Consider the following 12,250-nt stretch of genomic DNA (forward strand, 5'->3'; position numbering starts at 1 on the left):
AGAGTGAACCCATGGCCGCACCGAACCCGGACGCCGATCCGGGCACGCCCGACGACCTCCCTGACGACGCCGTCGAGGCGCGCTGGGCGGACATCGTCGCGCAGCTCGGTCCCCTCGACGGGCCGGACGCGCCGGAGCACGGTGCCTCGTCCGGGAGCTCCTCGCAGCCGACGGGCGGGCCCGCGCCCGCCGGCGACGACCCGCCGGTCGCTGCGGGTCCGGCCGCGGCGCCCGTGGCCGGGCAGGGCCCTCGGGACTGGCCCGCCACGCCCGAGGTGGACGCCCTCGACGAGGCGGACTCCCACTTCGTCCCGCCGGAGCCCGAGCCGCTCCTGAGCCGCGACCCGCTGCTGACCATGGCGTGGTCCGTCGTCGCCGCCGTCCCGATCCTCACGGTGGTGCTCGTCGTCGTGCGTGCGCTGGTCCCGGCCCTGCACCTGCCCGGGTGGCTGGGGCCGGTCGGCGGCGGCCTCTTCCTCGCGGCCGTCGCCGTCCTGCTGTGGCGGATGCCGCACCACCGCGACCCGGAGGACGACGGCACGGGCGCCGTCGTCTGACGGCGGCTCCGGCGGCCGGCTCAGGGCCGAGCGGCTCAGGGCCGAGCGGCTCAGGGCCGAGCGGCTCAGGGCCGAGCCGATCAGCGGCGCGCCAGGTCCGCGGCGCCGATGATGCCCGCCTCGTTCCCGTGCTGGGCGAGCTCGATGCTCGCCACCGGGCGGTGCCCGAGCGCGGACAGCTGGGCCTCGTACGCCTTGCGCACCGGCGACAGCAACAGGTCGCCCGCCGCCCCGACGCCGCCGCCGATGACGATGAGCTCGGGGTCGAGCAGGGCCGCCACCGACGCCGACCCCTCGCCGATCCAGCGGCCGAGGTTCGAGAGCAGCTCGACGGCGAGCTCGTCGCCCTCCTGGGCGGCCTGGGTCACGCACGGCCCCGTGATCGTCGCTGGGCCGCCGTCCGCCAGCTCGACGAGGCGCTGCGCGCGGGCGGGCTGCGCGATCGCCGCCTGGCGCGCGTCCCGCACGAGGGCGGTGCCCGACGCGTACTGCTCCCAGCAGCCCTCGTGCCCGCACCCGCAGTAGTGCCCGCCGGGCACCACCCGCATGTGGCCGACCTCGGCCGCCACGCCCCACTTGCCGCGCACGAGCTCGCGGTCGACGACGATCGCGCCGCCGAGGCCCGTGCCCACGGTGAGCATCAGCATGTCCGTGGCCTCGCGGGCGGCGCCGAAGCGGAACTCCGCCCACCCGGCGGCGTTGGCGTCGTTCTCCACGACCACCGGCACGTCGGGCTCGAGCAGGTCCTCGATGCGCTGCGCCAGGGGGTACTCCCGCCACGCGATGTTCGGCGCGAAGAGCACGGAGCGCCGGTCGGGGCTCACGAAGCCCGCAGCGGCGAGGCCGATCGCACCGACCTCGTGCTCCTTCGCCAGCTCGGTGCACGCCTCGGCGATCACGCGGTCGATGTCCGCGACGTCGTCCGCCACCGTCTCCCGACGCACCTGCGCGAGGATCCTGCCCGCCTCGTCCACGACGCCGACCGCGATCTTGGTGCCGCCGATGTCGACTCCGATGGCGTGCATGCGTTGACCTCACGTTTTCGTTCGTCGGAATCCCGCCGCGACCGCGCGACGGGGGGGGAGACGCGCAGGGCGCGCAGGGTCCAGACTAGCGACGTGCCGGGCCGAGCAGCGACGCTGTCCGATTCCGTCGCACCCGGCCCGGACCACCCCCTGAGACCCGGTATCGTGACCGCCACGGACGAGCCCTGCCACTGGAGTCAGAATGGACGAGATCACTCTTCCGCAGGCAGTAGAGCTGCCTGCGACGTCGAACCTCAACGACCTGCTCGCCACCCGCGTGGCGACCGACCCGCGAGCCCCGCTCGCCGAACGGCCCGCGGCCGACGGCTGGGCGCCGGTCTCCGCCGCCCAGTTCGACGCCGAGGTGGTCGCTGTCGCGAAGGGCCTCGTCGCCAGGGGCGTGCAGCCCGGCGACGCGGTCGGCATCATGTCGCACACCCGCTACGAGTGGACGCTGCTCGACTTCGCCGCCTGGGCGGCGGGGGCCGTGGTGGTCCCCGTCTACGAGACCTCCTCGGCCGAGCAGGTCGAGTGGATCCTCTCCGACTCCGCCGTCTCGGTCCTCGTCGTCGAGGAGCCGGCGCACGCCGCCACGGTGGCCGAGGTCGCGGACCGCACCCCCGCGCTGCGCGAGGTCCTGACGATCGACGACGGCGCGATCGCCGAGCTCACCGCGGCCGGCGCCGAGGTGAGCGACGACGAGATCGCGCGGCGTCGCGGGATCGCGGACCTCGAGGACGTGGCGACGCTCATCTACACGTCGGGCACCACCGGGCGCCCCAAGGGCGCACAGATCACCCACGGCAACCTCGCCCTGCTGGCCGTCAACGCCGTGGCCGCGGTGCCCGAGGTCTTCAAGGACGGCGGGCGCACGCTGCTCTTCCTGCCGCTGGCGCACGTCTTCGCCCGGTACATCGAGGTCCTGGCGATCGCGAGCGGCACGGTGCTGGGCCACTGGTCGAACCTCAAGACGGTCACCGAGGGCCTGGGGACGTTCCGCCCCACCTACATCCTCGCGGTGCCGCGCGTGTTCGAGAAGGTCTACAACGCCGCGGAGCAGAACGCCGCCTCCGGGGGCAAGCTCAAGATCTTCCACTGGGCGGCCGCCACGGCGATCGAGTACTCGCGCGCTCTCGACACCCCGTCGGGCCCGTCCCTGTGGCTGCGGCTGCAGCACAAGGTCGCCGACACGCTCGTCTTCGGCAAGCTGCGCGCGGTCCTCGGGGGCCAGGCGCGATACGCAGTCTCAGGCGGAGGGCCCCTCGGCGAGCGGCTCGGCCACTTCTACCGCGGGCTCGGCCTGAACATCCTGGAGGGCTACGGCCTCACCGAGACCACGGCGCCGACCTCCGTGAACCGCCCCGACGCCACCAAGATCGGCTCCGTCGGCCAGCAGCTTCCCGGCTGCGGGGTGAAGATCGCCGCCGACAACGAGGTGCTGCTGCGGGGCATCCAGGTCTTCAAGGGCTACCACAACAACCCGGAGGCGACCGCGGAGTCGTTCGAGGACGGCTGGTTCCGCACCGGCGACCTCGGCACGCTGGACGACGACGGCTTCCTCACGATCACGGGCCGCAAGAAGGAGATCATCGTGACGGCCGGGGGCAAGAACGTCGCCCCCGCGCTCCTCGAGGACCGCATCCGCGCCCACGCCCTCGTGAGCCAGTGCGTCGTGGTCGGCGACAACCGGCCGTTCATCGGCGCCCTGGTCACGCTGGACGCCGAGGGTCTGCCCGGGTGGCTGAAGATGCACGGCAAGCCGGAGATGCCGCCCGAGCAGGCGGCGACGGACCCCGACGTCCTCGCCGCCCTCGACGCCGCCGTCACCCGCGCGAACCAGGCGGTCTCCAAGGCGGAGTCGATCCGCAAGTTCGCCGTCCTGCCCGGCGACCTCACCGTCGAGAACGGCTACCTCACGCCGAAGCAGAGCGTGCGCCGGCACGTCTTCGTCAAGGACTTCGCCACGGAGATCGACGATCTGTACGTCGACACGCGGCAGAAGTCGACCAGCTGACGCCGGCGCCACAGCGGGTGCGCTCGAGCCCGCCGGGACCTCCGTCCCGGCGGGCTCGACCGCGTTCCGGCCAGGCGCCCGGAGCGGTGTCCGTGCCAGCCTCCGGGCCTGTCGGTGGCCCTCGCTAGCGTCCCGCCCATGCCGAGCACGACACCGGTCCGGGGCGCACCGGCCCCGCGCACACCGGTCCAGCACACCTTCGCCGAGCTCGGGACCCCGCTGAGCGACGTCACGTTCGTCGTCGTGGACCTCGAGACCACCGGCGGCCGGGTGTCCGACAGCGGCATCACGGAGATCGGGGCCGTCAAGGTGCGCGGCGGCGAGGTGCTCGGCGAGCTGCAGTCGCTCGTCGACCCGGGGCGGCCGGTGCCCGCGTTCGTCGCCCGGCTCACCGGCATCACCACCGCGATGGTCGCCACCGCTCCCCCGCTCGACCTGGTGCTGCCCAGCTTCCTCGAGTTCTCGCGCGACGCCGTGCTCGTGGCCCACAACGCCCCGTTCGACGTCGGCTTCCTCCGGGCGGCGTGCGAGCAGCTCGGCTACGAGTGGCCCGGCTACCGGGTCGTGGACACCGTGCCACTGGCACGGCGGGTCGTCACGCGGGACGAGGCCCGCAACCACAAGCTGTCCACCCTGGCCGCGCTCTTCCGCGCCACCGTCACGCCCGAGCACCGCGCCCTCGCGGACGCGCGCGCGACGGTCGACGTCCTGCACGGCCTCCTCGAGCGGCTCGCCCCGCTCGGCGTGACGCACCTCGAGGACCTGGCGACGGCGTCCGACCCGGTGCCGCCGGACGTGCGCCGCAAGCGCACCCTGGCGGACGGGCTGCCCGAGGCGCCGGGTGTCTACCTGTTCCGCGGCCCCGGCGACGAGGTGCTCTACGTGGGGACGTCGACCAACCTGCGCAAGCGGGTGCGGTCCTACTTCACCGCGGCCGAGAAGCGGCGCCGCATCACGGAGATGCTCCGGATCGCCCACGCCGTCACCCCCGTCGTCTGCGCCACGGCGCTCGAGGCCCAGGTCCGCGAGCTCCGGCTCATCGCCGAGCACGAGCCGCGGTACAACCGTCGCTCGAAGTACCCCGAGCGGCAGTCGTGGGTGCGGCTCACCTCCGAGCCCTACCCCCGGCTGTCCGTGGTCCGCCAGGTGCGCCCCGACTCCGCCCACATCGGTCCGTTCTCCTCCCGGCGCACCGCGCAGTCCGCCGTCGAGGCGCTCCAGGACGCCTTCCCGGTCCGGCAGTGCACGGCGCGGCTGGCGCGCGTCTCCCGGGTCGCCGGCAGCCCCTGCGCGCTGGCGGGCATGGGCCGCTGCTCGGCGCCGTGCGTCGCCACGACGGCACCCGACACCGCGTACGACGAGGTCGTGCACGCGCTCCGCGGTGCGCTCCTCGGCGACCCCGCTGGGGTCGTGGAGCCTCTCGCCGCGCGAGTGGGCGCCCTCGCCGCGCAGGAGCGGTTCGAGGAGGCCGGGCGGCTCACCGAGCGCCTGCGCGCCTACCTGCGGGGAGCCGCGCGCACGCAGCGGCTCGACCCCGTGGCGCGGTGCGCCGAGATCGTGGCGGCCCTGCCCACCCCCGACGGCGGCTGGGAGCTGGTCGTGGTGAAGCACGGGCGGCTCGCCGGGACCGCGGTGACCGGCCCCGACGACGACCCGCTGCCGGTCGTCGACGCGCTCCGCGCCACGGCGGAGGTCGTCGAGCCGGCGACCGCCCCCGCCCCGGCCTGCCATCCCGAGGAAGCCGACCTCGTCCTGGACTGGCTGGAGCGACCCGGGGTGCGCCTGGTGCACGTGAGCGGGCCCTGGTCGTGGCCGGTGCGGTCGGCGGCGATGCACGTCGACCTCGCGCAGGTCCGTGCGGCGGTCGACGGGGACGGCGAGATCGACCGGTCGGTCGTCGGCGGTGCGCTGCCCGCGGTCGTCGCTACGATGGCGCCATGCTGACCGCGATCGTGCTCATCGACACCGAGGCCGACCAGATCCCCGAGGTCGCCCTCCAGGTCACCGACCTCAAGGGCGTCAGCGAGGTCTACTCCGTCACCGGGAAGGCCGACCTCGTCGCCATGGTGCGCGTCCGCGAGCACGAGGAGCTGGCCGACGTCATCGCCGACGGGATCAGCAAGGTCCCCGGCGTCGTGCGCACCGAGACCCTCATCGCGTTCCGGACGTACTCGAACGTCGACCTCGAGCAGGCGTTCGCGCTCGGCCTCGACGACTGACGCGGCGGGGGTACCGGCGGGGCCAGGCGGGCCACCTCCTGCGGCCCCGCGTGCCCGCACGCGGGCCGGAGGTGCCAGGTCAGGGCGCGTGCCTGCTCAGTGCTGCGTCTGCGCGACCCAGCGCTGCAGCACCTGCTCGGCCGCGCCCTCGTCGATGCTCCGCGCGGCGCGCTCCAGCCCGGCCTGCAGGCGCTCGACGAGCGAGCCCGTGCCGGTGCCCGGCAGGCTGCCGTCCGCAACCAGCGCCGCCGCGGCGTTGAGCAGCACGGTCTCGCGCACCGGTCCCCGGTCGGTGCCGTCGAACACCCTGCGGGCGACATCCGCGTTGTGAGCGGCGTCGGCTCCGCGCAGGTCAGCGAGCTCGATGGGTCGCAGGCCCAGCTCCGCCGCGGCGTCGAGGCGCTGCTCGCGCACCTCGCCCTCGCGCACCTCCCACACGCTCGCTCCGCCGGTCGCGGCGAGCTCGTCCAGGCCGTCGTCGCCCCGGAACACCAGCGCGTCGGTCCCCCGCAGCGCGAACACTCCGGCCATGAGCGGCGCCATGCGCGCGTCCGCGCAGCCGACGGCGGTCGCGCGCGGCTGCGCCGGGTTCGTCAGCGGGCCGAGGAAGTTGAAGGCCGTCGCGATGCCGAGGTCGCGGCGGGCGACCGCGGCGTGCCGCATCGACGGGTGGAACAGCCCCGCGAAGCAGAAGGTGATGCCGGCCTCCACGGCGAGGTCGGCCACCTTCGCGGGCGACTGGTCCAGCCGGACCCCGAGAGCCTCGAGCACGTCGGCCGAGCCGGACGACGACGACGCCGCGCGGTTGCCGTGCTTGACGACCCGCACCCCGGTGCCCGCGATCACCACGGCGGCCATCGTCGACACGTTCACCGTGTGGTGCCGGTCCCCGCCCGTGCCGACGATGTCGACGGCAGGGCCGGGCACCTCGATCCGGGTGGCGTGCCCGAGCATCGCGTCCGCCAGTCCCGTGAGCTCCTGGGCGGTCTCGCCCTTCGCCCGCAGCCCGACGAGGAAGCCCGCCAGGCGGGTGGGCGGGACCTCGCCCGACATCACCTCGTCCATCGCCCACGCCGTCTCCCGGGCGGTCAGGTCGCGCCCGGCGACCAGCTCGGTCAGGATGCCGGGCCAGGTGGGCTCGGCGGCGGGGTCGATGGTGGCCACGAGGGTCCCTTCGGTCGGGGCGCCCGGCGCACGGCCGGGGCATGGCGCCCCGAACGACGGGTCAGGCTGCGGCGGTCAGGAAGCCGGCGAGGGTGCGCTGCAGCCCGACGGGGTCGAGCGGCCGCGGCACCACGGCGTCGGCCAGCGACCACGATGCTAGCCACCCGTCGTCCTGCCTGCCGGTGAGGACCACGACGGGCGGGCACCGGTAGATCTCATTCTTCAGCTGCCGGCACAGGCCCATGCCTCCGGACTTGTCGGCCTCGCCGTCGAGCACCAGGAGGTCCCATCCCCCGCGGTCGGCGTGCGCGACGACCATGGCCGGCGTCGCGACCTCCGTCCACGAGATCTCGGGGGCGTGCGCCCGCAGCCGGGGGCCGACGGCGAGACGCACCTGCTCCCGCACCGTCCGGTCGTCGCTGTAGAGCAGGATGCGCGGGCCCCTCCTCGGGTCCGTCGGCTGGTCCGTCATCGGGCCTTCCCTTCGCAGATGGGCTTCGCGGATCGGCCTCGGAGCCGAGCGCCGCGCCGGGCGCCGCGGAAGGCCGCGGCAGGACCCGTCGGACGCGCCGTCACGGCCGATGTTTGCTGGCATCGTGGCACAACCGTGTCACCTCGGTCAGCCGCCAAACGTGGTGTTTTCCTGGCATTGTCCGGGAAACCGTCAGATCGTGGGGGCGGAGTGGCGAGATCTCGCAGAAACTGTGGATCCGATCTCCACGAAGAGCCCTCTCGGGTGGCTCGAACCGGGCGTATGTCGGCCATAATGGCTGACGTGTCGACCGCAACGGCTGCAGCCCCCCATGCCCACCAGCACGTGAGCGTCAACCGTCCGAACCCCGTGTCGGTCGGGACGATCGTCTGGCTCGCGAGCGAGCTGATGTTCTTCGCGGGTCTCTTCGCGATGTACTTCACCGTGCGCTCGGTGATGCCCGAGGCGGAGTGGGCCGCGGAGGCGGGCAAGCTCAACCTCACCTTCGCGGCGATCAACACCACCGTGCTGGTCCTGTCCTCCGTCACGTGCCAGATGGGCGTGTGGGCCGCCGAGCGCTTCCAGCCGGTGCGCACCGGCTCGATCCTCGCGGTGAACCGCTGGGGCATGAACGAGTGGATGACCCTCACGTACCTCATGGGCGCCTTCTTCATCGGCGGCCAGATCTTCGAGTACGCCGAGCTGGTGCACGAGGGCGTCTCGATCTCCTCCAGCGCCTACGGGTCGGTCTTCTACCTGACCACCGGCTTCCACGGCCTGCACGTGGTCGGCGGTCTCATCGCGTTCCTGTTCCTGCTCGGCCGGTCCTTCGCCGCCCGCAGGTTCGGCCACCACGAGGCGACCACCGCCATCGTCACGTCCTACTACTGGCACTTCGTCGACGTGGTGTGGATCGCGCTCTTCGCCGTCATCTACCTGCTGCGCTGACGTCCTCCGGTCGGCGTCGACGCCGGCCATCAGAACCTGAACCTTCCATCTGCGAGACGAGGATCATTTCGTGAAGGCACTCGCCGCCCGCCGGCACCACCGGTCCGCCCCGGTCGTGCTGCTGCTGCTGGCGCTGCTGGTCACGGGCGGTGTCTACGCCGCCCTGGCGCCCAGCCCGGCCAAGGCCGACACCGCCAGCACCGCGGACATCGAGACCGGGAAGAAGCTCTTCCAGGCCAACTGCGCCACGTGCCACGGCCCCAACGCCGAGGGCACCACCGAGGCCCCGTCGCTGGTCGGCGTGGGCGCGGCGGCGGTCGACTTCCAGGTCTCCACCGGCCGGATGCCCATGCAGATGAACGGCCCGCAGGCCGAGGCCAAGCCGCCGCAGATGGACGAGGAGCAGACGGCTGCCCTCGCCGCGTACGTCGCGTCGCTCGGCGCCGGCCCGGCGATCCCGACCGACGAGCAGGTCGACGGCAGCCTCGGCGACGCAGCCAACGGCATGGCCCTCTTCCGCACCAACTGCGCGATGTGCCACAACGCCGTCGGCGCGGGCGGTGCCCTGTCCGAGGGCAAGTTCGCCCCGTCTCTCTTCGAGACCTCGGACCGCAACATCTACCAGGCCATGCTCACCGGTCCCCAGTCCATGCCGGTGTTCAACGACGCCAACATCACCCCGGAAGAGAAGCGCGACATCGTCGCGTTCATCGACGAGCAGCGTGAGGGCTCCGCCGGCGGCCTGTCCCTCGGGTCGCTCGGCCCCGTCTCCGAAGGCCTGTGGGCCTGGGTCGTGGGCCTCGGCCTGATCATCGGTGCAGCAGTGTGGATCGGAGCGAAGTCCTCGTGAGCGAGAACCAGAACCCCCAGCCCTCGCGCGACGTGACGCCGCACGGCGGCGACGGGACGCTGGCCCAGGCCGACCGTTTCACCGACCCCGGTGTGCCGGAGCACAAGCCGCGCCTGACGGATACCGACCCGCGCTCCGCCAAACGCAACGAGCGCCTGATCGTCCTGATCTTCCTGATCTCGTGCCTCGGCACCGTCGGCTCGGTCGTGGCGTACTTCGCCGTGCGGCCGGACGGCACCACCGAGGGCGTGCGCCTCTCGACGCTCCTCCTCGGTGTCGCCATGGCCGTGTCCCTCCTGGGGATCGGCATCGCCGCGGTGCACTGGGCCAAGACCTTGATGTCGAACCACGAGCACGTCGAGGAGCGGCACCCGAGCAGCAGCTCGGACGAGGTCCGCGCGGTCGTCGCGAACCAGTTCAAGGAGGGCGGCAAGGACGCCGGCATCGCCCGGCGCCCCATGCTCCTCGGCTCCGTCGGTCTGGCGCTCGCGCTCTTCCCGCTGTCGATCGCCGTGCCGCTCGTCTCGAGCGTCGGCGGTGACTGGAACGTCAGCAAGTTCCGCCACACGATGTGGAAGAAGGGCACGCGCCTCGCCTACGACCCGTCGGGCCGCCTGATCCGGGCCGCCGACCTGACCGTCGGCTCCGTCGCCCACGTCATCCCCGACGTACCCGCCGAGGAGCGCGAGACCCACCACTGGATCACGGAGAAGGCCAAGGCCGTCGTGCTCCTGGTGCGACTCGACCCGCGCGACCTCAAGCGCGACCACCGCGAGGGCGCCTCCTACGACGGGATCGTCGCCTACTCGAAGATCTGCACCCACGTCGGCTGCCCGGTCGCCCTGTACGAGCAGCAGACGCACCACCTGCTGTGCCCCTGCCACCAGTCGACGTTCGACATCGCGGACGGCGCGAAGGTGGTCTTCGGCCCGGCCAAGCGTCCCCTGCCGCAGCTGCCGATCACGGTGGACGACGAGGGCTACCTCGTCGCGGAGGACGACTTCAACGAGCCCATCGGCCCGAGCTACTGGGAGCGCCTCAAGTGAGCACCACGACCCCCTCCTCCGTGGCGGAACCGACCACTGCGATCGGCAAGACCGCCGACTTCCTCGACCAGCGGACCAAGGTCGGCGTCCTCGCCAAGCAGCTCGTCCGCAAGGTCTTCCCGGACCACTGGTCCTTCATGCTCGGCGAGATCGCGCTCTTCTCGTTCGTCGTGCTGATCCTGTCGGGCTTCTTCCTGACGATGTTCTTCGAGCCCTCGATGGCGCTCACGCGCTACGAGAACGAGCACCCCGCGTCGATGCACGGCGAGCTCATGTCCGTGGCCTTCGCCTCGACGCTCGACATGTCGTTCGAGGTGCGCGGCGGCCTGCTGATGCGCCAGATCCACCACTGGTCGGCGCTCATCTTCATGGCCGGCATCGTCGTGCACATGATGCGCGTCTTCTTCACCGGCGCGTTCCGCAAGCCGCGCGAGCTCAACTGGCTCGTCGGCGTGACGATGCTGATCCTCGGCCTCCTGGCCGGGTTCACCGGCTACTCGCTGCCTGACGACGTGCTCTCGGGCAACGGCCTGCGCATCACCGACGGCGTCGTGAAGTCGATCCCGATCATCGGCTCGTACCTGTCGTACTTCATCTTCGGCGGCGAGTTCCCGGGCGAGCACATCGTCCCGCGCCTGTTCACGTTGCACATCCTCGTCGTGCCCGCCCTGCTGCTGGCGCTGATCGGTGTGCACCTGTTCCTCATGGTGCTCAACAAGCACACCCAGTACCCGGGTGGCGGGCGCACCAACAACAACGTGGTCGGCTCCCCCGCCGTCCCGGCGTTCGCCACGAAGATGGGCGGCAACTTCTTCATCATCTTCGGTGTCCTGGCCCTCATGGGCGGCACGATGGCGATCAACAACGTCTGGAACTACGGGCCGTACGACCCGTCACCGGTCTCCGCAGGGGCCCAGCCCGACTGGTACATGCTCTTCCTGGAGGGCTCCCTGCGGCTCATGCCGGGCCAGACGGAGTACGTGATCGGCGGGTACACCCTGTCGCTCAACATCCTGATCCCGGCCGTGGTGATCCCGGGCCTGCTGTTCACGTTCCTGTTCGTCTATCCCTTCATCGAGGCGAAGGTGACGGGCGACCACCGTGAGCACCACCTGCTCGACCGCCCGCGCAACGTGCCGGTGCGCACCGGCCTGGGCGTCGCGTTCCTCACCGCGTTCATCATCCTGGCGCTGGCGGGGTCCAACGACCTCATCGCGACACACTTCAGCCTGTCGATCAACACGATCACCTGGGTCTTCAGGTTCCTGTTCTTCGCCGGTCCGGTCTTCGCGTTCTGGATCACCAAGCGCATCTGCCTCGGCCTGCAGCGCAAGGACCGCGAGCTCGTCCTGCACGGTCACGAGACCGGCCGCATCGTCCGCTTCGCGAACGGTGAGTACATCGAGGTGCACCGCCCCCTCGACGAGCAGGAGCGCTGGCTGCGGGTGAACTACGACGCGCACGCCCCGCTGGAGATCGAGCCGGCCACCGACGCCCGCGGCGTCAAGCGCAAGGGCTACAAGCAGGACCGTCGCTGGCAGCGTCTGTCCCGGTTCTTCTTCGAGGACCGGGTGGAGCCCGTGACGCCGGCCGAGCTGGCTGCCGCGCACTCGCACGGCGAGCACGACGAGCTCGAGTCCGCCCACACCGCCCCCGAGCTGGTCTCGGGGTCTGGAAACGTCGAGCGGGAGCACTGAAACTCCTGCAGGCTAGAACGGTGACCCGCGCGCCCCGAATCCGCTCCGGCGGGCTTGGCGTGCGGGTCTCCGTCATCTCCGGCCGGTGAGCCCCGGCCGGGGCCAATGCTCGACGACGCACCTGCCGCGCGCCGGCGACGGCGCGCGGCTCGAATCCCGGAGGTAACTCAGCATGGCTGTCTACACGCTCCCTGACCTGCCCTACGACTACAGCGCCCTGGAGCCGCACATCAGCGGCAAGATCATGGAGCTGCACCA

General features: G+C 72.2%; 11 protein-coding genes and 1 pseudogene. 9 read left to right on the forward strand and 3 right to left on the reverse strand.

The features are described 5' to 3' along the window. Window positions 1-11: 11 nt before the first annotated feature. Window positions 12-557 (forward strand): hypothetical protein, encoded by a 546-nt coding sequence (locus IEW03_RS19465; RefSeq protein ID WP_188525379.1) that lies wholly within the window; start codon window positions 12-14, stop codon window positions 555-557. Between the two features lie 80 nt (window positions 558-637). Here IEW03_RS19465 and IEW03_RS19470 read toward each other — a convergent pair whose 3' ends face one another. Then, window positions 638-1,582 (reverse strand): ROK family glucokinase, encoded by a 945-nt coding sequence (locus IEW03_RS19470; RefSeq protein WP_188525380.1) that lies wholly within the window; start codon window positions 1,580-1,582, stop codon window positions 638-640. A 202-nt stretch (window positions 1,583-1,784) separates the two neighbouring features. On the opposite strand from IEW03_RS19470, the gene IEW03_RS19475 reads away from it, so the two are divergent. The 3 genes from IEW03_RS19475 (at window position 1,785) to IEW03_RS19485 (ending at window position 5,815) form a co-directional block, all read left to right on the forward strand. After that, entirely contained in the window at window positions 1,785-3,596 is a 1,812-nt protein-coding gene (locus IEW03_RS19475) for an AMP-dependent synthetase/ligase (protein WP_188525381.1), read from the forward strand. Window positions 3,597-3,734: 138 nt separating this feature from the next. Continuing rightward, window positions 3,735-5,540 carry a DEDD exonuclease domain-containing protein gene (locus IEW03_RS19480; RefSeq protein ID WP_188525382.1) on the forward strand — a complete coding sequence of 602 codons (1,806 nt, stop codon included), beginning with the start codon at window positions 3,735-3,737 and terminating at the stop codon, window positions 5,538-5,540. Next, a complete protein-coding gene (locus IEW03_RS19485) occupies window positions 5,534-5,815 on the forward strand; it encodes an Lrp/AsnC family transcriptional regulator (protein WP_188525383.1) in 282 nt (93 codons plus the stop codon). Before IEW03_RS19480 ends, IEW03_RS19485 begins: the two co-directional genes overlap by 7 nt. A 96-nt stretch (window positions 5,816-5,911) precedes the next feature. On the opposite strand, the gene trpD is transcribed toward IEW03_RS19485, so the two are convergent. Beyond that, window positions 5,912-6,970: an anthranilate phosphoribosyltransferase gene (gene trpD / locus IEW03_RS19490; RefSeq protein WP_188525393.1), complete on the reverse strand. Its 1,059-nt coding sequence runs from the start codon at window positions 6,968-6,970 to the stop codon at window positions 5,912-5,914. A gap of 70 nt (window positions 6,971-7,040) precedes the next feature. Beyond that, window positions 7,041-7,451, reverse strand: a complete 411-nt coding sequence (locus tag IEW03_RS19495) for a PleD family two-component system response regulator (protein ID WP_188525384.1) — start codon at window positions 7,449-7,451, stop codon at window positions 7,041-7,043. 294 nt (window positions 7,452-7,745) lie between these two features. On the opposite strand from IEW03_RS19495, the gene ctaE reads away from it, so the two are divergent. From ctaE to IEW03_RS19520, 5 genes and pseudogenes are all read left to right on the forward strand, one after another. Continuing rightward, window positions 7,746-8,399 carry an aa3-type cytochrome oxidase subunit III gene (gene ctaE, locus IEW03_RS19500; RefSeq protein WP_188525385.1) on the forward strand — a complete coding sequence of 218 codons (654 nt, stop codon included), beginning with the start codon at window positions 7,746-7,748 and terminating at the stop codon, window positions 8,397-8,399. A 70-nt stretch (window positions 8,400-8,469) separates the two neighbouring features. Beyond that, window positions 8,470-9,249: a cytochrome bc1 complex diheme cytochrome c subunit gene (qcrC, locus tag IEW03_RS19505; protein ID WP_188525386.1), complete on the forward strand. Its 780-nt coding sequence runs from the start codon at window positions 8,470-8,472 to the stop codon at window positions 9,247-9,249. Further along, window positions 9,246-10,295 carry a cytochrome bc1 complex Rieske iron-sulfur subunit gene (qcrA, locus tag IEW03_RS19510; protein WP_188525387.1) on the forward strand — a complete coding sequence of 350 codons (1,050 nt, stop codon included), beginning with the start codon at window positions 9,246-9,248 and terminating at the stop codon, window positions 10,293-10,295. Before qcrC ends, qcrA begins: the two co-directional genes overlap by 4 nt. Then, on the forward strand, window positions 10,292-11,992 hold the full coding sequence (gene qcrB / locus IEW03_RS19515; protein ID WP_188525388.1) for a cytochrome bc1 complex cytochrome b subunit: 1,701 nt from the start codon (window positions 10,292-10,294) through the stop codon (window positions 11,990-11,992). Before qcrA ends, qcrB begins: the two co-directional genes overlap by 4 nt. Window positions 11,993-12,164: 172 nt before the next feature. Then, window positions 12,165-12,250: pseudogene (locus IEW03_RS19520) on the forward strand (superoxide dismutase); the annotation flags it as partial.

This window comes from Isoptericola cucumis, assembly GCF_014635665.1.
Lineage (GTDB): Bacteria > Actinomycetota > Actinomycetes > Actinomycetales > Cellulomonadaceae > Isoptericola > Isoptericola cucumis.